Source organism: Petropleomorpha daqingensis (assembly GCF_013408985.1).
Taxonomy (GTDB): Bacteria; Actinomycetota; Actinomycetes; order Mycobacteriales; family Geodermatophilaceae; genus Petropleomorpha; species Petropleomorpha daqingensis.
This window is the reverse complement of the sequence record NZ_JACBZT010000001.1, coordinates 3,819,356-3,842,610: the sequence shown is the minus strand read 5'-3', so window position 1 is coordinate 3,842,610 and position 23,255 is coordinate 3,819,356. Positions and strand designations below refer to the sequence as shown.

Sequence of the window (23,255 nt, the reverse complement as noted above, 5' to 3'; positions counted from 1 at the left end):
GTCAGGCTGCCCTCCGGTACTCGTCCCAGGCCCAGGTCGCGGCGCGGCGGCCCATCACCGACAGCGCGTGCCGGCGGTAGGCGGCGCTGCCGCGGACGTCGTCGATCGGCGCGGACGCCGCGGCGACCCGGTCGCCGAAGGCCCGCGCCAGGGAGTCCGGCAGCTCCCCGCGGGAGTCCCACAGACCGGCGGCGTCGAGCTCGCCGGCGAGGAACGCCTCGGCCTCGGTCGCCCGCCGCGGCGTCGGCGCGGCCGAGCCGATGCCGGTGCCGACCGCGCGCCGGTCGGGGTGCAGCGCCACGGCGAACGCGGTCACCGCGATGACCATGGCGTTGCGCGTGCCGATCTTGGAGAACTGCTGCGGGCCCGAGGCGGCCGGCACGAGGACCGCCGCGATCAGCTCGTCGGGCTCCAGGGCGTTGCGCTTGACGCCGGTGTAGAACTCCGCGGCCGGCACCTGCCGAGTGCCGCGCGCGGCCGAGGCGACCTCGACGACGGCGTCGGCGGCCAGCAGCGGCGGGTGCGAGTCACCCGCGGGCGAGGCGGCGCCCAGGTTGCCGCCGACCGTGCCGCGCATCCGGATCTGCGGCGAGCCGACCGTGCGCGAGGCCATCGCCAGCCCGGGCAGCTCCACCCCCAGCTCGGTGATCACCCTCGCGTAGGTCACGCCGGCGCCCAACCGGACCACACCGTCGTCCGCCGACCACTCCCGCAGCTCCGGCACCCGGCCGAGGTCGAGCAGGGCTCCCGGTCGCCGGCGGTCGAAGTTCAGCTCGACCATCACGTCGGTGCCACCGGCGATGGGCAGCGCGTCCGGGTGCTCGGCCCGCGCCTCCAGGGCCTCGCCCCACGTCGTCGGTTGCAGGAAGTCCACGGCTCTCCTCGCCAGGTCGGGTCCTCGAAGGGAACCGCCCCGGAAAGGAAACGGCAAGGCACCACAGCCCGAACGTGGGTCTCAGAAGGGCAACAGCCGGCCCGCCCAGAGCACCAGGACGAGGACGATCAGCGCGAGCACCCACGCGGTGACCCGCTCGTCGCCCCACTTGTCATCACGCATCGACGACAGGGTGGCGCGACGCCGCAGCACCGCGCCACCCCATTGACTGTGCAGTTGCGGTCGCCGCGCCCGGCGTGGCGCCGCGTGTCGCCGACCGGAAGTGCTCAGTCGGCGGTGGAGCAGAACGCGCCGCGGCCCCCGACCTGCCCGGTCGAGGGCCGCGGCGGTTGCGGTCGGTCAGCTCTGGTAGCGCGGCGAGGCAGCCCCCTCGGCCCGCGTGCTGCCGCGGCGAGCGGCGAACGGCGTGGCGACGTCCTCCAGGGACTTGCCCTCCGCCGAGACGCCGATGAACGCGGCGACCAGACCACCGAGGACCATCACGCCGGCACCGAGCAGGTAGCCGTAGAACAGCGGGATGCGGTCGGTGCCGTCACCGATCAGGTGGCCGTACAGCCACGGGCCCAGAGCACCGAAGCACTGGGCGATGGCGAAGAAGACGGCGATCGCCTTCGCACGCACCTCCTGCGGGAAGATCTCGCTCACGGTCAGGTAGGCGGAGCTGGCGCCGGCCGAGGCGAAGTAGAAGATCACGCACCACGCGATCGTCTGGGTCGTCGCGTTGAGCACGTCGGCCCGGAACAGGAACGCGGTCAGGGCGAGGAGAGCACCGGAGATGATGTACGTCCCGGCGATCATCTTCTTGCGCCCGATGGTGTCGAACAGGTGCCCGAGGGTCAGCGGTCCGGCCAGGTTGCCGACCGCGAAGGCGATGAGGAACAGCGGCGCCTTGTTCGAGTCGACGCCGTAGAAGTTGCCCAGCACCAGCGTGTAGGTGAAGAAGATCGCGTTGTACAGGAACGACTGGGTGATCATCAGCGTCGCGCCGTAGATCGACCGGCTCGGGAACTCCTTGAACAGCACCCGCGCGAGCGCGAAGTAGCCGATCTTCTCCGCAGGCACCAGATCGATCGCCTTGTCGTCCGGCACGCGCTCCAGCTGCCGCCCGCCCTGCTCGACCTCGTGCTCGATGTAGCTGATGCTGCGCTCGGCCTCCTCGGCGTGGCCGTGCATGACCTGCCACCGCGGGCTCTCCGGCAGGTGCCGGCGGACGAAGATGATCACCAGACCCAGCACCGGGCCCAGCAGGAACGCGAGCCGCCAGCCGACGCTCGGGCTCATGACGTTCAGGAAGATGAAGGTGCCGAGCGTCCCGAGGATGGCGCCGGCCCAGTAGGTGCCGTTGACCGCGATGTCGACGCGGCCGCGGTAGCGCGCGGGGATCAGCTCGTCGATGGCCGAGTTGATCGCCGCGTACTCGCCACCGATGCCCATGCCGCTGATGAAGCGGGTGGCGTAGAGGAAGACGATCCAGCCGACCCCGTTGCCGATGGTCAGGGCGGTGAGGCCGCTGCCGACCAGGTAGACGGCCAGCGTGATCACGAACAGCTTCTTGCGGCCCAGCTTGTCGGACAACTGCCCGAAGAACAGGGCCCCGACGACCTCACCGATCAGGTAGATCGTCGCGATGAAGCCCGCCTGGCCGGTGGACAGGTGGAGCGTGTCCGCCTCGGTCAGCTTGTCGACCACCGCACTGGCGACGGTGATCTCCAGGCCGTCCAGGATCCAGGCGACGCCGAGGGCGATCACCATCCGGGTGTGGAACGGGGACCAGGGCAACCGGTCGATCCGCGCCGGGATCAGGCTGCGGATCACGCCAGGTGCCGGTGCCTCACGGGTCGTCGTCATCGAACGCGCCTCCGGGCTTGGGCTCTTCTGTTGTGGCCGGAGCCGTTCCTTCCCTCCCGGGAACCCGATCAATCCCTCGAACGTTCACCCGCTCCGGTGGGACCCAGGCCACGTCCCGCATCGTTTTCCGCGGCCGTGGGCATGCTGAGCGCATGCACCTGCCCGAGCCTCGGGGCCCGCTGAGCGCCGCGCTGTTCGCCGATCTGACGAGCGGTACGTCCCTGTCCCCTGACACGCTCGCCCAGGCCGAGCGCACCGCGGCCGCGTCGTCCGACGTGCTCGCCGACGACGACCTCCAGCTGAGCCTGGCCGTCTGCTACGAGCTGCACTACCGCGGGTTCGACGACGTCGACGAGGGCTGGGAGTGGGAGCCGGACCTGCTGCGGCTGCGGGCGCTGCTCGAGCACCGGCACACCGAGGCGCTGCGCGCGCTGGTCGGCCCGCTCGAGGCCACCGACGAGGCGATCGACCAGCAGCTGGCCGCGCTCATCGCCGCCGACGACTCGCCCTCGCTGTCGTCCTTCATGGCCAAGCAGGGCACGCTCGAGCAGTTCCGGGAGTACCTCGCCGTCCGCTCGGTGTACCACCTCAAGGAGGGCGACCCGCACACCTTCGCCGTCCCCCGGCTGTCCGGCCGGGCGAAGTCGGCCATGGTCGAGATCCAGGCCGACGAGTACGGCGGTGGCTCGGCCGAGCGCATGCACAGCCGGCTGTTCGCCGGGATGATGGCCGACCTCGGTCTGGACGACGGGTACGGCGCGCTGTGGGACGACGCCCCGGCGATCGCGTTCGCCTCGGTCAACACGATGTCGCTGTTCGGCCTGCACCGGCGCTGGCGGGGTGCCGCGCTGGGCCACCTCGCCTGCGTCGAGATGACGTCGTCCGAGCCGAGCCGGCGCTACTCGGCGGGGCTGCGGCGGCTGGGCTTCGACGGGCGCACCACCGTCTTCTACGACGAGCACGTGGAGGCCGACGCCGTCCACGAGCAGATCGCGGCGGTCGACATGTGCGGCTCGCTGGTCGCCGAGACCCCCGCGCTCGCGGCTGACGTGCTGTTCGGCGCCGCCTGCTCCCTGGCCGTGGACGGCGTCGCGGCACGGGTCCTGCTGGAGGCGTGGACGTCCGGCCGCTCGGCCCTGCGCGGTGCGCGACCCGTAGCGGCCTGACCTGCGCAAAGCGGAACGGAACTGTTTCGGCTCAAGATCGGTTGCATGCGACCGAAGTCGTACCCATGCTGCGCCGCTCGGCTCCGACCACTCCCCCACCCCTGCAGCCGGAGCAGATGCCGCGCGACGTCGAGGCCCTCGAGCACGTCATCGGGCTCCTGCTCGACACCCGGGTCTCCGACGCCCGCCAGGCCGTCGAGCTCATCACCCGGGGGCTCGTCGAGTTCGTCGGCATGGCCTACGGCGGTGTCTGGTGGCCGTGCGGGGAGAACCGGTTCCGCCTGGAGTGGGAGACCGGTGAGCTCGCCCCGGCCATGAGCGCGCGCTGGCACGCCGAGACCGAGCTCGACGAGCAGGCCGGCTACGGCGGGCAGGCGCTGCGCGACCGGAAGCCGGTCCTGCTCAGCGGGGAGCCGGTCCGCGGCCGCTGCCTGCGCTGGGAGACCGCGCACGCCGCGGGCGCCCTGCAGGGCTGCTTCCTGCCGATCCTCGAGAACGGCCGCGTCGTCGCGATCATCGAGTACTACAGCCGCGGCGAGCTGCCCTTCTTCGGCGGCCGCAAGACGAAGTGGGACGTGATCGGGCGGATCCTCGGCCACGCCCGCGCGACCGCGCTCGCCCAGGCGCAGCTGCAGGAGAACCTCGACGACCGGGTCGCCGTCACCACCGTCGTCGCCAAGGTCGGCGAGGCGCGCAACGAGGAGGAGGCGCTGCGGGTCGCGCTCGACACCGTCCGGACGGCGTTCGGCTGGGCCTACGGCTCCTTCTGGGCGCTCGACCAGGCCGAGCGGGTGCTGCGGTTCGGCCAGGAGTCCGGCTCGGCCGGCGAGGAGTTCCGGAAGGTGACCCTCGAGGCGAGCTTCGCCGAGGGCGTGGGCCTGTCCGGACGGGCGTGGCGCAGCCGCGACCTGGTGTTCGTCCGCGACCTCGCCGAGGTTCCCGACTGCGTGCGCGCACCCGCCGCGCAGCGGGCCGGCGTCAAGTCCGGCGTCTGCTTCCCGATCACCGCCGGCGGCACGGTCATCGGCACGATGGACTTCTTCGTCACCGAGACGATCGAGCTGTCCGAGTCGCGCGCCTCCGCGCTGCGCAACGTGCAGACCCTGGTCTCGCAGCGGCTCGACGTGCTGCGCCGGACCACGGAGGACGCGGTCAACGCCCAGGCGCTGCTGGAGACGGTCTCGCGGCTGCGCGACGCGGCCGCCGCGGCCGGGCGGGTGGCCGAGCGAGCCGTCGAGCAGGCCTCCACGATGACGACGGAGGTCGAGTCCCTCGGCCAGGCGTCGGGGGCGATCGGCGAGGTCATCCAGGTCATCTCCGCCATCGCCGACCAGACGAACCTGCTCGCGCTCAACGCCACCATCGAGGCGGCCCGCGCCGGCGAGCTGGGCAAGGGCTTCGCCGTCGTGGCCAGCGAGGTCAAGGAGCTGGCGCGGGAGACGAACAAGGCCACCCAGCGCGTCACCGACCAGATCGTGTCGCTGCAGGCCAGCAGCGAGTCGGTGTCGGCGGGCATCCACACGACCAGCGAGATCGTCGGCGAGCTCGACGCCGTCCAGGCCCGGATCGGCGAGGCGCTCGAGGAGCAGGTGACCATGGCCGCCCGCTTCGAGCACCGCGGCTGAGCCGACACAGCGGCGAGCCTCACCCTCGCGGCGTCGTCGCCTCCCGCGCGTTGTGCCGCGGGGTCGGCGACCACACGGCGAGGGCGACGCAGCGGACTGCGGCCGAGCGGCTAGCTCGTCTCCTCGCCGGCCTCGCGCAGGATCCGGGCAGCGGGCCGCGGGCGCGACGGCGCACTCGGCGCGGAGAACCCCGACCGCTTGTGGCTGCCGTCGCAGAAGGGCTTGATGCCGGACTTCCCGCACCGGCACAGCGCGATCGTCGCGCGGCCCGGGTCGATCTCGACGCCGTCCTGGTCGACCAGCCGGAAGTCGCCGCGGACGATCAGCGGACCGTCGCGGTAGGGCGTGATCGTGGCGGCGGCCGGGTGGTCGTCGTCCAGGGGCTCGAGGGCGGGTTCGGACACGGCCCTCCCCTGCCCCGGGACGACGCCGGGCACACCTGGGCTCACCCGGTCGGGGGCCGGCGCTCCTCCACCTCGACCGCGACGACCTCGACCTCGTACCCGTCGTCCGCCCCGTGCCGGGCGGTCGGGACGCCCTCCGTCTCGGCCGGCACCTGCGCACCGGTGGTGTCGACGCCCGCCTCGTCGCGCAGGGCCACCTCGGTGACCACCGGCGGGGTGATCAGCCGGACCAGCCCGACCGCGACCACCGCACCGATCAGCGGCGCGACGATGAACAGCCACACGTGCTTGAGCGAGTCGCCGCCCGCGAACAGCGCAGGGCCCAGCGAGCGGGCGGGGTTGACCGACGTCCCGTCCAGCGGGATGGCGAACAGGTGCACCACGGTGAGGGTCAGGCCGATGGCCAGGCCGGCGAAGCCCGGCGTGGCCGAGCGGCCGGTGACCAGCAGGACCACGGTCACCAGCACCATCGTGATCAGCACCTCGAGCAGGAACGCACCCGGACCGCTGATGTTCGCGCCCCAGTTGTTCGAGCCGAGCGAACCGGTCGTGTCGGTGACGTCCCCGAACCCGCTGGTCATCAGCTTGAGCAGCGCCGCGCCGGCGATGCCGCCGGCGAACTGGGCCACCCAGTAGTAGCCGGCCTCCCGCGAGGTCATGCCGCGCGAGAGCAGGACGCCCAGGGTGACGGCCGGGTTGATGTGGCAGCCGGAGACGGGGCCGATCGCGTAGGCCAGCGCGAGCAGCACCAGGCCGAAGGCGAGCGCGACGCCGACGACACCGGAGACGAGGCCGCGGCCGGTCACCCCGGAGACGGCCGCGCCGACGGCGAGGAAGACGAGGAGCAGGGTCCCGACGAACTCGGCGATCACCGAGCGGACGAGCGTGGGAGACACGGCGGACCTCCAACGGTTCGGGTCGCCGCCCAGGTTGGCCCCCTACGGCGCGACACGCCAGAGCCTTTGCGGTACCGCTCCGTTTAGCGATCCGCGGGGCGGGCCGCCTGCACCGCCGCGGCGACGTCCGGACGCCCGTCGGCGGTGAGGCCCGCGACCACGCCGTCGATGTCGGCGCCGGGCCGGTTCTGCGAGAGCTTCCACTTCGCCTCGACCCGGCGGATCCGCACCTCGACGCCCACGATCGCCCGCAGCTGGCCGGCGACGTACTTCTCCGGCGCGTCGGACACGGTCCACGGCTCCGGCCGTGCGCTCTCGTGGGTAGCGGTGAGCCGGCGGACGTGCGCGGCGAGCCAGTCGACGTCGTCGTGGACGACGAGCTCGCCGTGCACGTGCGCGAGCACGTAGTCCCAGGTCGGGACGACGCGGCCGTGCTCGGCCTTGCTGGCGTACCAGGCCGGCGAGACGTAGGCGTCCGGCCCGCGCACGATGACCAGGACGTCGCCGACGCTGTCCCGCCACTGCGGATTGGTCCGCGCCAGGTGGCCGGCCAGCGTGCCGGCGGCCGGGTCGTGGAGCATCGGCAGCGTCGTCGCGGTCAGCCCGCCGGCGGTGGTGCTGACCAGGTCGACCGCGCCGGGGGCGGCGAGCAGCTGGTCGAGCGCGTCGTCGGGCGCGGCGAAGTGCGCGGGCACGTACACGTCACGCCTGCCCGTAGAAGACCTGGTCGACGACCGTGCGGGCGTGCCGGGTCGTGCGGCGGTAGTCGTCGACGAACTGGCCGGGATCCACGTCCGGACCGTAGCCGCAGGCCCGCGCGACGCCGGCCAGCTCGAGCCCGGCGCGGGGCAGCTGGTCGCTGGGCCGCCCGCGCACCAGGAAGATCGCGTTGCGCGCCCGGCTGGCCAGCTCCCAGGCCGCCTGCAGGGCGCCCGCCTGCTCCCCGGTGAGCTCGCCGTTCTCGGCCAGGACGGCGAGGGCGTCGATCGTGGTGGTCACCCGCAGGTCGGGGTCCTTCGCGCCGTGCTGCAGCTGCAGCACCTGGACGGTCCACTCGACGTCGGCCAGCCCGCCGCGGCCCAGCTTGGTGTGCGTGGCCGGGTCGGCGCCGCGGGGCAGCCGCTCCCGCTCCACGCGCGCCTTGATCCGCCGGATCTCGGCAACCTGCTCGGCCGAGAGCCCGCCGTCGGGGTAGCGCAGCGGGTCGACGAGCGCGACGAACGCGCGGCCGAGGTCCTCGTCGCCGGCCACCGGCACGGCCCGCAGCAGCGCCTGGATCTCCCAGACGTCGACCCAGCGCTCGTAGTACTCGCGGAACGCGTCGAGGCTGCGGACCAGCGCGCCCTTCTTGCCCTCCGGCCGGAGGTCGGCGTCGATCTCGAACGCCGGGTCCGGCGCGGGCTCGCCGAGCAGCCGCCTCAGCGTGGCGGCGATCGCGTTGGCGGCTGTCGCGGCCTTGCCCTCGTCGGCGCCGTCCCGCGGCCGGTGCACGAACAGCACGTCGGCGTCCGAGCCGTAGCCCATCTCCGACCCGCCGAGGCGCCCCATGCCGATGATCGCGAAGTCGACCGGCACGTCGGTGCCGGTCTCGTCCACGTGCGCCCGCAGCGCGACGTCCAGCCCCGCCTGCAGGGTGGCGACGGCGATGTCGGTCAGCGCACGGCCCACCCGGACGACGTCGAGCCGGCCGAGCAGGTCGGCGCAGGCGACGCGGAGCAGCTCCTGGCGGCGCAGCCCGCGGACGACCCGGATGCCCTCCTGCGGATCCGCGGCCCGCCCGGCCGCCGCGCGCATCGCCCCGGCCAGGGCGGCGGCGCTCCGCGGCTCGAGCTCGGCGTCGTCGGCGAGGATCTTCAGCGCCTCCGGCGTCCGGGTGAGCAGCCCGGCGACGTACTGGCTGGAGCCGAGCAGCACGGCCAGCCGCTCGGCGACGGAGCCCTCGTCGCGCAGCAGCCGCAGGAACCACTGGTTGCCGCCGAGCGCCTCGCTGACCCGGCGGTAGGCCAGCAGGCCGGCGTCCGGGTCGGCGCACGAGGCGAAGGTCTGCAGCAGCACCGGCAGCAGGTACTTCTGCATCGACGCCGAGCGGGACACCCCGCCGGTCAGCGCCGCCATGTGCCGCAGCGCGCCCTCCGGATCGGTGAAGCCCAGCGCGCGCAGCCACTCGCCGGCCGCCTTCGACCCCAGCTGCAGCTGCTCGCCGGGCACGCGGGCCACGGCGGACAGCAGCGGGCGGTAGAAGAGCTTCTCGTGCAGCCGCCGGACCTCCCGGTTGTGCAGCGCCAGCTCGGCACGCAGCACGGCGACGGCGTCCCCGCGGTGGTCGGGTTTGTAGCCGAGCGCGCGGGCCAGCCACCGCAGCTGCTGCTCGTCGGTGGGCAGCAGGTGGGTGCGGCGCATCCGGAGCAGCTGCAGCCGGTGCTCGACGGTGCGCAGGAACCGGTAGGAGGCGATGAGGGTGTCGGCGTCGTCCCGGCCGACGTAGCCGCCGGCGCGCAGCGCCATCAGCGCGGGCAGCGTGCCGCCGACCCGCAGGGTCGGGTCGGCCCGGCCGTGCACGAGCTGCAGCAGCTGGACGGCGAACTCGACGTCGCGCAGCCCACCGCGGCCCAGCTTGAGCTCGCGGTCGGCCTGCGCCGGGGGGATGTTCTCCTCGACCCGGCGGCGCATCGCCTGCACCTCGCCGACGAAGCCGGGACGGTCGCCGGCCTTCCACACCAACGGCCACAGCGCCTCGACGTAGGAGCGGCCGAGGTCGGGGTCGCCGGCGACCGGGCGCATCTTCAGCAGCGCCTGGAACTCCCAGGTGCTCGCCCACTGCTCGTAGTAGCTGGTGTGGCCCTTGAGCGTGCGCACCAGGGCGCCGGCCTTGCCCTCGGGCCGCAGCGCCGCGTCGACCTCCCAGGCGGCCTCGCGGCAGATCCGCAGCAGGGCGGTGGCCACGCGGGTGGCGCTCTGGAGGGCGGGGGCCTCCGGGTCGGTCGGGTCGACCGGCTCGGCGACGAAGACGACGTCGACGTCGCTGACGTAGTTGAGCTCGCGGCCACCGCACTTGCCCAGGCCGATGACGGCCAACCGGCACGCGGCGGCGTCGGCGGGCTGCTCGGCGACGGCGATGGCCAGCGCGGCGTTGAGCACGGCGGCGGCGATGTCGGCCAGCTCGCCGGCGACGTCCTCGGCGGAGAGGTTCTCCCCCAGGTCGCGACCGGCCAGGGAGACCAGCGCGCGGCGGTAGGCCAGCCGCAGGTCGGTGACCCGGTCGGGCGCGGCGTCCGGCGCGGCCTTGCCGATGCGCACCCCCCACGGCGGGTCGTCGGGGTCGGCGCCGACCGCGACCAGCATCTGCCGCTCGAGGGCGTGCGCGGTGGGCCGGACGGCGCCGCGGTCGTCGGCGTCCAGGACGGTCCAGTCACCGGGGTGGGCCGCGAGGTGGTCGGCCAGCCCGGCGCTGGCCCCGAGGAGGGAGAGCAGCCGCATCCGCAGCGGGCCGGAGCCGCGCAGGCGGGCCAGCAGCGCGGCGGCCGAGCCGCCACTCGGATCGGCCCGGTCGAGGGCCTCGATCAGCCGGTGCAGCGAGCGGACGGCGAGGTCGGGATCGCCGGCGCGGGCCAGCGCGCTCACGACGGGCCCGGCCTCGGGGTCGGCGGGCTCGTTGCGCTCGAGGTCCCACAGCCCGAGCGACGGGTCCGACAGCAGCCGGGCGGCGCGCTCGCCGTCCTCGAAACCGAAGCGGGCCAGCCGGACGACGGCCCGCCGCGGCACCTCCGGGGCGCCAGGGCTGCTCATGCGGCCCGTTGCGCGGCGGAGCGGACGAGCTCGGCGAAGCGGGCGGCGAAGGGTGCCCAGACCTGCTCGATGTCCGGGTGCGCGGCGGTGGTGCGCTCGGTGATCTCCTCGCGGGTGAACGGGGTGGCGGCGACGCCGACGACGTCCCGCTCGGCCCACTCGGCGACGATCTCCGGCGTCGTCTCGATGTGGAACTGGATGCCGTAGACGTGCCGCCCCACGCGGTAGGCCTGGTGGGCGTACATCGGGCTGCTGGCCAGCAGCGTCGCGCCGGTGGGCAGCTGCGAGATCTCGTCGTGGTGGAACTGGATGACGTCGGGGGTCATCGGCAGGGGCGCGAACAGGGGGTCGTGGTCGGCCACGTCGCGCTTGGCCACGAGCAGCGCGCCGACCTCGGGGCCGTCGACGCCCTCGCGCACCCGGCCGCCGCCGACGTCGGCGAGCAGCTGCGCGCCGAGGCAGACCGCCAGGGTCGGGAAGTCGGCCGCGAGCGCCGTCCGCAGCACGTTCCGGACGCCGACCAGCTCGGGGCTCTCGTCGGCGTCGTCCAGCGCCGACTGCGGGCCGCCCAGGACGACGAGGCCGTCGAAGCCGTCGAGGGTCGCGGGGAGGTCGTCGTCCCCCTCACCGGCGCGCACGTACCGCTCGTCGAGCTCCATGCCGGCCGCGCGCAGCCACTCCCCCAGCTTGGCCGGCGGATCGGTGCGGCTGGGGACGACGACGAGCAGACGGCCGGTGCTGGACACGCGATCGAGCGTAATGGCCCCCGCCGCGGACCCCGGTCCCTCGTGGTTTCGCGCGCTTAACCGCGCGCGGTTAAGCGCGCGAAACCACCTACAGGCCGGGGAGGTAGCGCTGGAGCTCGAAGGGCGTGACGTTCTGCCGGTAGGAGGCGAACTCCTCCTTCTTGTTGCGCAGGAAGAAGTCGAACACGTGCTCGCCGAGGGTCTCGGCGACCAGCTCGCTGCTCTCCATCGCGGTCAGCGCCTCGCCGAGGGACACCGGCAGGTCCTCGTAGCCGGCGGCGCGGCGCTCGGTGTCGGTGAGCGACCAGACGTCGTCCTCGGCCTCGGGCGGCAGCTCGTAGCCCTTCTCGATTCCGCGCAGCCCGGCGGCCAGCAGCACGGCGAAGGTCAGGTACGGGTTGCACGCGGAGTCCGGCGAGCGGACCTCGACCCGCGCCGAGTTCGCCTTCGACGGCTTGTACGACGGGATGCGCACCAGCGCCGAGCGGTTCGCGCGGCCCCAGGTGACCGCGGTCGGCGCCTCGGTGCCGGCCAGCAGCCGCCGGTAGGAGTTCACCGTCTGGTTGGTGATCGCGGTGAACTCGCGGGCGTGGGTGAGCAGGCCGGCGATGAACTGCTTGCCCGTCGTCGACAGCCGGATCGGGTCGGCCGCGTCGTGGAAGGCGTTGCGGTCGCCCTCGAACAGCGACAGGTGGGTGTGCATCGCCGAGCCGGACAGGTCGGTGAACGGCTTGGGCATGAACGTCGCGTGCACGCCCTGGGCCAGCGCGACCTCACGGACGACGTGCCGCAGCGTCATGATGTTGTCGGCCATCGACAGCGCGTCGGCGTAGCGCAGGTCGATCTCCTGCTGCCCCGGCGAGACCTCGTGGTGGCTGAACTCCACCGAGATGCCCATCGCCTCGAGCGCGAACACGGCCTCGCGGCGGAAGTCGTGGGCCACGTTGTGCGTGGACAGGTCGAAGTAGCCGCCGGTGTCGGCCGGCTCGGGCGCGCTGCCGTCGGTCGGCAGGTTCTTGAGCAGGAAGAACTCGACCTCGGGGTGGGTGTAGAAGGTGAAGCCCATGTCGGCGGCCTTGCCGAGCGTGCGGCGCAGCACGTGCCGCGGGTCGGCCCAGGCCGGCGAGCCGTCGGGCAGCGAGATGTCGCAGAACATCCGCGCGGTGTCGCTCGGCCGCCCCTCGCGCGCGGGCATCACCTGGAACGTGCCCGGGTCGGGCTTGGCGAGCATGTCGGACTCGTAGACGCGCGCGAAGCCCTCGATCGCCGAGCCGTCGAAGCCGATGCCCTCGGCGAACGCCGCCTCGATCTCGGCCGGCGCGACGGCCACCGCCTTCAGGTAGCCGGAGACGTCGGTGAACCACAGCCGCACGAAGCGGATGTCGCGTTCCTCGAGGGTCCGCAGGACGAACTCCTGCTGTCGGTCCATGCTCGCCATGATCCCGTTCGCTCGTTTCCTCTGTGTGACGTCGCCGGTTGCCGGTGCCCAGCCTGCCCTCTTCCGGGTGAGGACGCCGCATCCGCCCGCCCACCAGCACGGAGTGTCATCCGCGACCTAGCATGAAGGAGGCCATCGGCAAGGGCGCCGCGGCACGGGCGCGACCCGCACGTCCCCCGCCGGCGCGGGTGGCGGAGGGCGAGATGGACGTCGTTCTCGCAATCGTCGCGATCGTGGTGCTGCTCGCCGTGGTCCTCGCCGGCGCGAGCATCCGGGTGATCGACCAGTTCGAGCAGGGCGTCGTGCTGCGCTTCGGGAAGCTGCACGGCCAGCCCCGCGGTCCGGGACTGACGCTGCTCGCCCCGGCCGCCGACCGGTTGCACAAGGTGAACATGCAGGTCGTCACGATGCCGGTGCCGGCCCAGGAGGGCATCACCCGCGACAACGTCACCGTCAAGGTCGACGCCGTCGTCTACTACAAGGTCTACGACTCGGTGCGGGTCGTGGTCGGGGTGCAGAACTACGAGGCGGCGATCGAGCAGGTGGCGCAGGCCTCGCTGCGCTCGATCATCGGCAAGAGCGACCTCGACGACCTGCTGTCCAACCGGGAGCGGCTCAACCAGGGCCTCGAGCTGATGCTGGACAACCCCGCGGTGGACTGGGGCATCCACATCGACCGGGTGGACATCAAGGACGTCGTCCTGCCCGAGTCGATGAAGCGGTCGATGTCCCGCCAGGCCGAGGCCGAGCGCGAGCGCCGGTCGCGGGTGATCACCGCCGAGGGCGAGCTGCAGGCGTCGGAGAAGCTGGCCGAGGCCGCCCGGGTCATGGCCACCCAGCCGAGCGCGCGGCAGCTGCGCCTGCTGCAGACCATGGTCGAGGTGGCCGCGGAGAAGAACTCGACCGTCGTCCTGCCCTTCCCGGTCGAGCTGCTGCGCTTCCTGGAGCGGTCGACGCCGCCCGACCCGGCCCCGGATGGCCGCGTGCCGGCCCGGACGACGAGACTGGATGCATGAGCGAGCCGGTGCAGCTGCGGGTGGCCCTGGCCCAGGTCGACACCCGCGTCGGTGACCTGTCGGGCAACGCGGACCTCGTGCTCGGGTGGACGCGCCGGGCCCAGGACGCCGGTGCCCACCTCGTCGTCTTCCCGGAGATGACGCTGACCGGCTATCCGCCGGAGGACCTCGTCCTGCGCGAGTCGTTCGCGAAGGCGAGCGAGCGGGCGCTGGTCGACCTCGCGGCCGACCTCGAGCGGCAGGGCCTGGGCGGCACCGCCGTCGTCGTCGGGTACCTGGCGCACACCGAGGGGGTGGGCCCGGCCCCGGTCGACGCACCGCCGACCGACGACGACCGGCCCGCCGACGCCAACCCCCGCCGCGGGGCACCGCGCAACGCCGCCGCTCTGCTCTACGGCGGCGAGGTCGTCGTCCGCTACTACAAGCGGCACCTGCCCAACTACGGCGTCTTCGACGAGGCGCGCTACTTCGTGCCGGGCAACGAGCTGCAGATCGTGCGGCTGCACGGGGCCGACGTCGCGCTGACCATCTGCGAGGACCTCTGGGTCGAGGGCGGCCCGTGCGGCGTGGCCGGGCAGGCCGGCGTCGACCTGGTCGTCTCCCCCAACGCCTCGCCGTACGAGCGGGCCAAGGACGACCTGCGGCTGCCGCTGGTGCGCCGCCGGGCCGCCGAGGCGCACGCGCCGGTCGTCTACTGCAACCAGGTCGGCGGGCAGGACGAGCTGGTCTTCGACGGCGACTCGATGGTGGTCCTCGGCGACGGCGAGCTGCTGGCCCGCGCGCCCCAGTTCGTCGAGCACCTGATGACCGCCGACCTGACGTTCGACCCGGCCGCCGTGCCCGAGCGCCGAGAGGGCCGGATCGGGCCCATGACGGTCACCCGCACCGTGCTCTCCGACGAGCCGGTGGCGCCGTTCGAGGCGCAGCCGAGCTCGATCGCCGAGCCGCTGTCGGACTGCGCGGAGGTCTGGCGGGCGCTCGTGCTGGGCCTCAAGGACTTCATCGACAAGAACGGCATGCCCTCGGTGATCCTCGGCCTGTCCGGCGGCATCGACTCGGCGCTGGTCGCCACGATCGCCGTCGACGGGCTCGGCGCCGACCGCGTCTACGGCGTCGGGCTGCCGTCGAAGTGGTCGAGCGAGCACTCGCTGTCCGACGCCGAGGACCTCGCGAAGCGGCTCGGGCTGCACTACTCGGTCGTGCCGATCGCGCCGATCGTCGAGGGCTTCGAGGGTCAGATCGAGCTCACCGGCGTCGCGGCGGAGAACCTGCAGGCGCGGATCCGCGGGACGCTGCTCATGGGGCTGTCCAACCAGCACGGGCACCTTTTGCTCGCCACCAGCAACAAGAGCGAGGCGGCGGTCGGCTACTCCACCCTCTACGGAGACGCGGCCGGCGGGTTCGCACCGATCAAGGACGTGCCGAAGACGCTGGTGTGGGAGCTGGCCCGGTGGCGCAACGCCGAGGCGCTGAAGAACGGCGAGACCGAGCCGATCCCGCAGAACTCGATCGAGAAGCCGCCGTCGGCCGAGCTCGCGCCCGGGCAGAAGGACTCCGACTCGCTGCCCTCCTACGACGAGCTCGACGCGGTGATCGGCGACTACGTCGACAACGACCTCGGCATGGCCGAGCTGCTCGAGCGCGGGCACGACCCCGAGGTGGTGGCGAAGGTCCTCCGGTTGGTGGACATCGCCGAGTTCAAGCGCCGCCAGTCCGCGCCGGGGACGAAGATCTCCCGGAAGGCGTTCGGCCGTGACCGGCGCCTGCCGATCACCAACCGCTGGCGGGAGAGCCTGCCCAGCGTCCGCGAAGGAGCGGCTGCACAGTCATGAGCGAAAGCGTCCTCTACGGCGGGCAGTCGACGGCCCGGGTGCGCATCCACCACCTGCAGCAGGCCAAGGAGCGCGGTGAGAAGTGGGCGATGCTCACCGCGTACGACACCAACAGCGCCGCGGTGTTCGAGGAGGCCGGCATCCCGGTGCTGCTCGTCGGCGACTCCGCGGGCAACGTCGTCCTGGGCTACTCGAGCACGGTGCCGGTGACCCTCGACGACATCCTGCTGCTGACCAAGGCGGTCACCCGTTCGACCAAGCGGGTGCTGGTGGTCGGCGACATGCCGTTCGGCACGTACGAGGCCGGGCCGACCCAGGCGCTCGAGAACGCCATGAGGCTGATGAAGGAGGGCGGCGCGCAGGCGGTCAAGCTCGAGGGCGGCATCCGGGTGGCGCCGCAGATCAAGCTGCTCACCGAGAACGGCATCCCGGTCATGGCGCACATCGGGTTCACGCCGCAGAGCGAGCACGCCCTGGGCGGGTTCCGGGTGCAGGGGCGCGGGGCCGGCGCCGACCAGCTGATGGCCGACGCGCAGGCGGTGCAGGACGCCGGGGCGTTCGCCGTCGTCCTGGAGATGGTGCCGGCCGAGCTGGCCGCCCAGGTGACCAAGGAGCTGTCGATCCCGACGATCGGCATCGGTGCCGGCGCGGACTGCGACGCGCAGGTGCTGGTCTGGCCCGACATGGCCGGGTTCACCGGCGGCAAGGTGCCGCGGTTCGTCAAGAAGTACGCGGACCTGCGCGCCGAACTGCTGCGTGCGGCCCGCGAGTACGCCGAGGACGTCCGCACCGGCACCTTCCCGGGCCCGGAGCACAGCTTCGAGTAGCGCACCGGACTGCCTTGTGCCGCAACCGGCACCGGGCCAGGGTCGCGCGGCATGCGCGTCCTCGTCGTCGCCGCGCCGCTGACCGGCCACCTGCTGCCCCTGGTCCCGATCGCCCGCGCCCTGCGGGACGCCGGCCACGAGGTCGTCGTCGGCACGGCGGGGGAAGCGCTGGGCGTCTGCCCGCCGGACCTGACGACGGCGGACGTCGCCCCACGCCTGCGGATGATGCCGCTGTTCCTGCGCTTCCTCGCCCGGCACCCTCGGCTGTCGCGCGAGGCGATGGCCGGCCGGGACGAGATCCGTACCGGCGCCCTGCTGTGGGCACCGGTCAACCACCGGATGGCCGGCGGGCTGCGGGACCTGGCCGACCGGTTCCGCCCCGACCTGGTGCTGCACGAGCCGCTCGCCGGCGCGGCGTCCGGCGTCGCCAGGTACCGCAGCATCCCCTCGGTGCTCGTGGACGCGCTGCTGGTCGACACCCCCGCGCTGTTCGCCGCCGTGCTCGCGGCCTACCAGCCCGGGCTGCCGGCACCGACCGAGATCCTCAGCTCCGTGCCGCCGAGCCTGGTCGGCGGGGCGCGCGGGCGGCCGATGCGCTTCATCGGCTTCGCACCGGATCGGCCGTTCGACGAGACCTACGCCCGCCCCGGTGAGCGGCCGCGCGTGCTGGTCAGCCGGAGCACCGTCGACGACCCGTTCCGCGACCGGCTGATGAGCACCGTCGCCGACGCGGCCGGCGGCACCGACCTCGACGTCGTCCTGGTCCGGCCGGACCGCTGGGTGACCAGGCGGCAGCTCCCGCCGAACGTCGCGACGACGGGATGGCTGCCGTTCCCGCAGGTGCTCCCCGCCGCGGCCGGGATCGTCCACCACGGCGGGGCCGGCACCCTGCTCACCGCGCTGGCCGCGGGCGTGCCGCAGCTCGTCCTCCGCGGGTCCGGCGACCGCCGGGTGAACGCCGACGTGCTCGCCGCGCGCGGGGCGGGGCTGGCCGCGGACCTCAGCGACCTCTCCCCCGCGCTGCTGGAGCGGCTGGTGAGCGACGCGGCGCTGACCGCGGCGGCGCGGGAGGTGGCGGCGGAGATGGCGGCGATGCCGCACCCGACCGAGGTGGTGCCGGTGCTCGAGCAGCTCGCCGCTCGCGTGCCCGGGCGATGAGCAGCCCGTAGCCGAGGACGTTGAGGCCGAGCGCCACGGTGTACATCCCGACCTGGACGACCGCGCTGTGCACGTCCAGGCCGAGCGGTGCGAAGACGTAGTGCTCCAGGAACCCGCCGGAGTACCCGGCGCCGCCGCGCAGCCGGAGCTCCCAGCGGGTCAGCGGGCACGGCGCCCCCGCCAGGTTGATCGCGAGGATCGCCAGGGCGACCGGTGCGTGGATCCAGATCAGCCGGGGCCGGCGCAGCGCGAGCAGCGAGCCGACCAGCATGAAGACGACGGCGGCGCCGTGCACCGCCGCGACCAGCCCGGCCAGCAGCACGAGGTCAGTCTGCGCCCTCGAGCTGTGCGACGAGCAGCGCCGGCGCCTCGGTCAGCGACGGGCCGTACCAGGTCAGGTGCCGGCCGCTGACGAACGCCGGCCGGGCCTGCGGCCAGGCCTCGGGTCCGTCGTCCGGGCCGAACGCGTACGGCTCGTCGGGCAGCACGACGAGGTCGGCCTCGACGGCGGCGAGCTCCCCCGGCGCCAGCTTCGGGTAGCGGTCGGCGGCGCCGGCGAACACGTTGCGGACGCCGAGCCGGGCCAGCACGTCGCCGGCGAAGGTGTCCCGCCCGAGCACCATCCACGGCCGCCGCCAGATCGGGACGACGGCGCGCACCGGCGCCACCATCGGCGGGTCGGTCCAGGCGGCGCGGGCGGCGAGCAGCCACGGCGGGTCCGGCGCGCCGAGCAGCGCGCACAACCGGCCGAGCGACTCGAGCGCCTGCTCGACGGTGGCCGGCGCGTTGACCCAGACCCGGACGCCGGCCTCCCGCAGCGCCTCGACGTCCTCGGGCCGGTTCTCCTCGGCGTTGGCGATCACGAGATCCGGCTCGAGCGCGAGCACCCGCTCCAGGTTCGGCCACTTGGTGCCACCGACCCGGACCACGTCGAGGCCGGCCGGGTGCGTGCACCAGTCGGTGGCGCCGACCAGCACCGACGGCGCCGTCGCCGCGACCGCCTCGGTCAGCGACGGGACGAGGGAGACGACCCGCTCAGACGTCGGTGACCCTGATCCCGGCGTGCGCCTTGTAGCGGCGGTTCACCGACACGAGGTTGATGGTGAGCGCCTCGACCTGGCGGGCGTTGCGCAGCCGCCCGGCGTAGATGCCGCGCATGCCGGGCAGCCGGCCGGCCAGCGCCTGCACGGTGTCCATCGCGGCGCGGTCGTCGCCGACCACCATGACGTCGCCGTCGAGGGTCGGCTTCGACAGGTCCTCCAGCAGCGTGGCCGACAGGTGGTGGAACGCGCCGACCACGTTCGAGTCCGGCAGCAGGGCGGCCGCCTGCTGGGCGGCGCTGCCCTCGGGCACGTCGATCGCGTAGGCACCGAGCTCGTCCCAGCCCATGGGGACGACGCAGTCGACGACGATCTTGCCCGCGAGCGGTTCGGCGAGCTCGCGCACGATGTTGGCGTGCCCGGCGTACGGGACCGCCACGATCACCAGGTCGGCGGCGCCGGCGACGTCGACGTTCGCCCCGCCGGTGACCGAGACCTCGGCGCCCCCGGCCGCCGACGTCGCCCGCTCCGCCACCTCGGCGGCGATCCGAGAGCACTTCTCGGCGTCGCGCGACCCCAGCAGGATCCGCTGCCCCGCCGCCGCCAGCCGCACCGCCAGCCCGCGGCCCTGGGGCCCGGTGCCGCCGATGACCCCGACGACCAGCTCCTCGACCGCGCGTCCGTCCGTCACACGCCGATTCTGCCCAGACGATCCTGGGAACCGGTCAGTCGCCCTCCCAGGCGCGGTCCTCGGCGCTCAGCTTCTGCTCGCGGTCGGCGACCGACTGCAGCGCGTGCTCGGCCTCCTCGCGGGTGGCGTACGGCCCCAGCCGGTGCCGTTCCGCGCACCCGTCCCGCGTCTCCACCGTGTGGTGCTTCAGGCAGTAGAACCAGGGCCCCTGCTCGGCCATGGACAGCCTCCCAACCCATCGAAACGGCACGTCCCAGCGGAACGTACCCGTGGCTCTCCCCGCCCGCGCTCAGACGTCCACCATGACCTGGTCGTGCCTCGCGTAGAAGGCCGTGCGCGCCTCGGGGGTCATGTCCGCCGGCGTGCGCCCGCTGTTGCGCAGCTCCGCCATCTCGGCGAAGAAGTTCTCCCGCGCGATCCCGGGCGCGAACAGGATCAGGAACGAGGTCTCCTCGTCCCCGTCGTTGCGGAAGCCGTGCACGCCGGTCTCGTGCACCAGCGCGAAGTCGCCGGGCCGGTAGGGCTGCCACGTGCCGTCGGCGTAGATCGTCAGCTCGCCGGTGAGCACGTAGAACGACTCGGAGAACGTCTGGTGGTAGTGCGGTGCCGCACCAGCCGAGTGCGGCGCGACCCGGTACTCGACCAGCCCGTACCGCCCCTTGGTCACCGCACCGGGCGCCACCATGCGCAGCGAGCTGGTCGGACCGTTGTCCACCAGCGGGTGCACCGCGAAGGTCCGGACGTCGACCAGTGCGGGGTCGGGGTGCGACATGCCCTCACCCTGGCACCCCGCGGCGAGGCGCACAGCCCGGCGGCGCGTGCCCCGTGACACGCCGTCCGGGCGTACCCCACACGTGTGATGACGCTCGCATTCGCCCGCAGGGCGCCGCAGATGCGGCATCCTGCTGCCGTGACAGTGGGCCAAGCAGAGGACCACGGGTCGGCCCTGGCCTTCATGAGCCGGGGCCCCGAACACCGTGTCGCTGCGCTGACCCTCGCCGTCCTGCTGTTCCTCGGCGGCCTCATGGGCACGGCCAACCTGTTCGTCGACGGGATGATCCGCGGCGGCGGCCCGCGCTGGCTCTACGGCACGACCATGGCGCTCTGCATGCTTGCCGCGGTGCTGCTCGCCGCGCGCCGGCGGGCCACCCGCCCGCAGACCTTCGCCCTCGTCCTGCTCGGCGACCTCATCTACGTCGTGGTCGCGCTGTGCGTCGACGACCCGCTGCGGTACGCGACGCCGCTCATGCTGCTGTTCGCCTCGTTCGTGGCGGCCTGGTTCCTGGGGCCGTGGGAGTTCGCGGTCAACCTGGTCGTGACCCCGCTCGCCGTCCTGATCGCGATGTGGAGCAGCTACGACGACCCCGCCGGACTGGCCATCCAGGTCGTGGTGAACGCCGGGATGCTCAACGCCGCCGCGCTCGGCGTCTTCGTGCTCCGCCGCCGGGTGGAGCGGCTGCTCGAGGCGACCCAGGCGCTGTCGGTGAAGGACCCCCTCACCGGGCTGTACAACCGCCGCTACCTGGTCGAGCAGGCCCCGCGGATCTGGCGGCAGGCCCGCCGCGACGGCACCCGGGTCGCGGCGATGGTGCTCGACCTCGACCACTTCAAGCGGCTCAACGACGCCCACGGGCACGCGGCCGGCGACGCCGTCCTGCGCGCGGTGTCGAGCGCGCTGTCGGCCGGCGTGCGGCCGACCGACGTGCTGGCCCGCACCGGCGGCGAGGAGCTGGTCGTGCTCGGCCTGGTCGGCGACGGCGCCGAGGCGGCCCGCCTGGCCGAGCGGCTGCGCGCCGCGGTCGCCGCCAGCCGGACCGAGGCCGGCCACGCCGTCACCGCCTCGATCGGCGTCGCGCTCACCCGGCCGGTCGACGGCGAGAACGCCCGCGACGCCCTCTGGCGCCTGATCGACCGCGCCGACGCCGCGATGTACGAGGCCAAGCAGCAGGGCCGCGACCGCGTCGCCGCGCTGCTCGTCCCGCACCCAGCGCCGCCCTGCCCGGCCGACGCCGACAGGCCGGCCAGCGACGTCGCCTAGCCCGCTCGTCCGGTGGAGCAGCCGGTTCTCTGCTTCGCTGTGCTCATGACGCTCGTGGCGCCCGACCCCACCCGCACGGTGCCCCTGCCGTTGCGGGAGCAGGCCGACGTCCGCGACCGCTGGCTCACCCAGCGGCTGCTCGACCTGCTGCCCACCCTGATGGACCGCGCCGGCATCGACCTGTGGCTGGTCATCGGCCGTGAGTACAACGAGGACCCGGTGCTGCCCACGCTGCTGCCGGCCACGTGGCTCTCGGCCCGGCGCCGCACGATCCTCGCGCTGCACCGCAGCGACGACGGCGTCACCGCGGCCGCCGTCTCGCGGTACCCGGTCGGGCAGTTCGTGCCGGCCTGGTCGCCCGACGAGGACGCCGGGGTGCCCGCCGAGGAGTCGCAGTGGGCGGTCGTGCGCCGGATCGTCGAGCAGGCCGACCCGCGCCGGATCGGGGTCGACGTCTCCGCCGAGTTCGCGCTGGCCGACGGCCTGTCCCACACCGAGCACGAGCTGCTGGGCGCCGCGCTCGGCCCCTACGCCGACCGGCTGACCTCGGCCGAGGAGCTCGCCATCGGCTGGCTGGAGACACGGCTGCCCGAGGAGATCGCGGTGCTGCACGGGCTCAACCGGCTCGCGCACGAGGTGATCGCCGAGGCCTTCTCCCCCGCCGTCGTCACCGTCGGCGCCTCGACCGCGCTGGACGTGGCCTGGTGGATCCGGCAGCGGTTCGCCGACCTCGGCGTCGACGGCTGGTTCCAGCCGACCGTCGGGCTGCAGCGGGCCGGCGTCCCGCTGGTCGAGGAGCGCGGGACGACGCTGCCCGCCGTCCCCTACGACGCCGTCATCGAGCCCGGTGACCTGCTGCACTGCGACGTCGGCCTGTCCAGCCTGGGGCTGAACACCGACACCCAGCGCAACGCCTACGTGCTGCGCCCCGGCGAGACCGAGGCCCCGGCCGGGTTGCGAGCGGCCATGGCCGCCGGCAACCGCATGCAGGACGTGACGACGGCGGCGATGGTCCCCGGCCGCACCGGCAACGAGGTGCTCGCCGCGGCCCGCGCCACTGCGGCTGCCGCCGGCCTGGACGGCGACGTGTACTCGCACCCGGTCGGCTACCACGGTCACGCCGCCGGGCCGGCGATCGGCATGTGGGACGCGCAGACCGGCGTCCCGGGCGCCGGCGACCGGCCGCTGCACCTCGACACCGTCTACGCGCTGGAGCTCTGCGTGCGCACACCCGTGCCCGAGTGGGGCGGGCAGACGGTGCGGATGGCGCTCGAGCAGGGCATCTCGCTCACCGCCGCGGGCGTGGAGTACCTCGACGGCCGGCAGACCGAGCTGATCCTGATCCCCGGCGCCTGAGCGGAGTGCCACGGCGCGGATCCCGCGCCCGTGGCACTCCGCTCGAGCGCTACTTCTTCTTCTTGCGCGAGTCCGCGGTCTTCTTGTCGTTGGCCTTCTGGATGGCGTCGACGAGTTCGGTCTTCTTCATCTTCGAGCGGCCCGAGATCGACAGCCGCTTGGCGACGTCGAGCAGGTGCTCCTTGGACGCCTTGGCGTCGACGCCGCCCTTGGTCTTGCGGTTCGTGTTCCGGCCACCGGCGGCCTGGGCGTCCGACGGGCCCTTCTTGCCCTTCTTCTCCCAGTGGTCGCCGACCTTCTCGAAGCTGTGCTTCACCGCGGCCCAGGCGACCTGGTTCGCGCGCCGCTCGTCGCCGTACTCGTCCGCGGCGGAGTCGTGCGCCTTGGCGAACGTGCGCTGCGCCTTGGCCGGGGAGCGCTTGAGCGTGCTGGGCAGCTCGCTCTTCTTCGCGGTCCCGCTCTTCGTCGTCTTCGGCATGCCTGTCGCCTACCC

Annotated in this window: 20 protein-coding genes and 2 pseudogenes; 8 read left to right on the top strand and 14 right to left on the bottom strand. The window is 73.6% G+C overall.

Going from position 1 to position 23,255, the window contains the following annotated elements; genetic code table 11:
• Position 1 precedes the first annotated feature (1 nt).
• Together GGQ55_RS19045 and GGQ55_RS19040 are read right to left on the bottom strand one after the other, a co-directional pair.
• A complete protein-coding gene (locus GGQ55_RS19045) occupies positions 2 to 874 on the bottom strand; it encodes an FAD binding domain-containing protein (RefSeq protein ID WP_179719407.1) in 873 nt (290 codons plus the stop codon).
• Between the two features lie 360 nt (positions 875 to 1,234).
• Entirely contained in the window at positions 1,235 to 2,743 is a 1,509-nt protein-coding gene (locus GGQ55_RS19040) for an MFS transporter (RefSeq protein WP_179719405.1), read from the bottom strand.
• Between the two features lie 152 nt (positions 2,744 to 2,895).
• Between GGQ55_RS19040 and GGQ55_RS19035 the strand changes: the two genes are divergently transcribed.
• Positions 2,896 to 3,909 (top strand): iron-containing redox enzyme family protein, encoded by a 1,014-nt coding sequence (locus tag GGQ55_RS19035; RefSeq protein ID WP_179719403.1) that lies wholly within the window; start codon positions 2,896 to 2,898, stop codon positions 3,907 to 3,909.
• Positions 3,910 to 3,974: 65 nt separating this feature from the next.
• Positions 3,975 to 5,534: a methyl-accepting chemotaxis protein gene (locus tag GGQ55_RS27955; RefSeq protein ID WP_179719401.1), complete on the top strand. Its 1,560-nt coding sequence runs from the start codon at positions 3,975 to 3,977 to the stop codon at positions 5,532 to 5,534.
• A gap of 110 nt (positions 5,535 to 5,644) precedes the next feature.
• On the opposite strand, the gene GGQ55_RS19025 is transcribed toward GGQ55_RS27955, so the two are convergent.
• The 6 genes from GGQ55_RS19025 to GGQ55_RS19000 form a co-directional block, all read right to left on the bottom strand.
• On the bottom strand, positions 5,645 to 5,938 hold the full coding sequence (locus GGQ55_RS19025; protein WP_366489716.1) for a CDGSH iron-sulfur domain-containing protein: 294 nt from the start codon (positions 5,936 to 5,938) through the stop codon (positions 5,645 to 5,647).
• A 41-nt stretch (positions 5,939 to 5,979) separates the two neighbouring features.
• A complete protein-coding gene (locus tag GGQ55_RS19020) occupies positions 5,980 to 6,834 on the bottom strand; it encodes an MIP/aquaporin family protein (RefSeq protein WP_179719399.1) in 855 nt (284 codons plus the stop codon).
• 83 nt (positions 6,835 to 6,917) lie between these two features.
• Complete coding sequence (locus GGQ55_RS19015; RefSeq protein WP_179719397.1) at positions 6,918 to 7,535, bottom strand: FMN-binding negative transcriptional regulator; 618 nt, start codon at positions 7,533 to 7,535, stop codon at positions 6,918 to 6,920.
• Position 7,536: 1 nt separating this feature from the next.
• A complete protein-coding gene (locus GGQ55_RS19010; RefSeq protein WP_179719395.1) occupies positions 7,537 to 10,620 on the bottom strand; it encodes a bifunctional [glutamine synthetase] adenylyltransferase/[glutamine synthetase]-adenylyl-L-tyrosine phosphorylase in 3,084 nt (1,027 codons plus the stop codon).
• Entirely contained in the window at positions 10,617 to 11,366 is a 750-nt protein-coding gene (locus GGQ55_RS19005; RefSeq protein WP_366489713.1) for a type 1 glutamine amidotransferase, read from the bottom strand. Before GGQ55_RS19005 ends, GGQ55_RS19010 begins: the two co-directional genes overlap by 4 nt.
• 88 nt (positions 11,367 to 11,454) lie before the next feature.
• Positions 11,455 to 12,795, bottom strand: a complete 1,341-nt coding sequence (locus tag GGQ55_RS19000; protein WP_179719393.1) for a glutamine synthetase family protein — start codon at positions 12,793 to 12,795, stop codon at positions 11,455 to 11,457.
• Between the two features lie 212 nt (positions 12,796 to 13,007).
• Between GGQ55_RS19000 and GGQ55_RS18995 the strand changes: the two genes are divergently transcribed.
• From GGQ55_RS18995 to GGQ55_RS27200, 4 genes are read left to right on the top strand one after another with little or no spacing between them, the layout of a single operon-like run.
• Entirely contained in the window at positions 13,008 to 13,820 is an 813-nt protein-coding gene (locus GGQ55_RS18995; RefSeq protein WP_179719391.1) for a slipin family protein, read from the top strand.
• On the top strand, positions 13,817 to 15,652 hold the full coding sequence (locus GGQ55_RS18990) for an NAD+ synthase (RefSeq protein WP_179719389.1): 1,836 nt from the start codon (positions 13,817 to 13,819) through the stop codon (positions 15,650 to 15,652). Before GGQ55_RS18995 ends, GGQ55_RS18990 begins: the two co-directional genes overlap by 4 nt.
• The gene (gene panB, locus GGQ55_RS18985; RefSeq protein ID WP_179719387.1) at positions 15,649 to 16,479 is read left to right on the top strand and encodes a 3-methyl-2-oxobutanoate hydroxymethyltransferase; all 831 of its coding nucleotides are present in this window, start codon (positions 15,649 to 15,651) and stop codon (positions 16,477 to 16,479) included. Before GGQ55_RS18990 ends, panB begins: the two co-directional genes overlap by 4 nt.
• Before the next feature lie 51 nt (positions 16,480 to 16,530).
• Positions 16,531 to 17,637, top strand: coding sequence for a nucleotide disphospho-sugar-binding domain-containing protein (locus GGQ55_RS27200; RefSeq protein WP_246323839.1), 1,107 nt, complete (start codon positions 16,531 to 16,533; stop codon positions 17,635 to 17,637).
• Between the two features lie 19 nt (positions 17,638 to 17,656).
• Here GGQ55_RS27200 and GGQ55_RS27195 read toward each other — a convergent pair.
• The 5 genes and pseudogenes from GGQ55_RS27195 to GGQ55_RS18960 form a co-directional block, all read right to left on the bottom strand.
• Positions 17,657 to 17,959 (bottom strand): annotated as a pseudogene (locus GGQ55_RS27195) (DUF2784 domain-containing protein); the annotation flags it as partial.
• Positions 17,960 to 17,963: 4 nt separating this feature from the next.
• Positions 17,964 to 18,659, bottom strand: a pseudogene (locus tag GGQ55_RS18975) (helical backbone metal receptor); the annotation flags it as partial.
• A 13-nt stretch (positions 18,660 to 18,672) separates the two neighbouring features.
• Positions 18,673 to 19,368: an NADPH-dependent F420 reductase gene (gene npdG / locus GGQ55_RS18970; RefSeq protein ID WP_179719383.1), complete on the bottom strand. Its 696-nt coding sequence runs from the start codon at positions 19,366 to 19,368 to the stop codon at positions 18,673 to 18,675.
• Between the two features lie 34 nt (positions 19,369 to 19,402).
• Positions 19,403 to 19,588 carry a hypothetical protein gene (locus tag GGQ55_RS18965; RefSeq protein ID WP_179719381.1) on the bottom strand — a complete coding sequence of 62 codons (186 nt, stop codon included), beginning with the start codon at positions 19,586 to 19,588 and terminating at the stop codon, positions 19,403 to 19,405.
• A gap of 69 nt (positions 19,589 to 19,657) precedes the next feature.
• Entirely contained in the window at positions 19,658 to 20,140 is a 483-nt protein-coding gene (locus GGQ55_RS18960; protein ID WP_179719379.1) for a cupin domain-containing protein, read from the bottom strand.
• 138 nt (positions 20,141 to 20,278) lie between these two features.
• Between GGQ55_RS18960 and GGQ55_RS18955 the strand changes: the two genes are divergently transcribed.
• Positions 20,279 to 21,406, top strand: coding sequence for a GGDEF domain-containing protein (locus GGQ55_RS18955; protein WP_366489709.1), 1,128 nt, complete (start codon positions 20,279 to 20,281; stop codon positions 21,404 to 21,406).
• Between the two features lie 45 nt (positions 21,407 to 21,451).
• Positions 21,452 to 22,762 (top strand): M24 family metallopeptidase, encoded by a 1,311-nt coding sequence (locus GGQ55_RS18950; protein ID WP_179719377.1) that lies wholly within the window; start codon positions 21,452 to 21,454, stop codon positions 22,760 to 22,762.
• A 49-nt stretch (positions 22,763 to 22,811) separates the two neighbouring features.
• On the opposite strand, the gene GGQ55_RS18945 is transcribed toward GGQ55_RS18950, so the two are convergent.
• Entirely contained in the window at positions 22,812 to 23,240 is a 429-nt protein-coding gene (locus GGQ55_RS18945) for a ChaB family protein (RefSeq protein ID WP_179719375.1), read from the bottom strand.
• Positions 23,241 to 23,255: the final 15 nt, after the last annotated feature.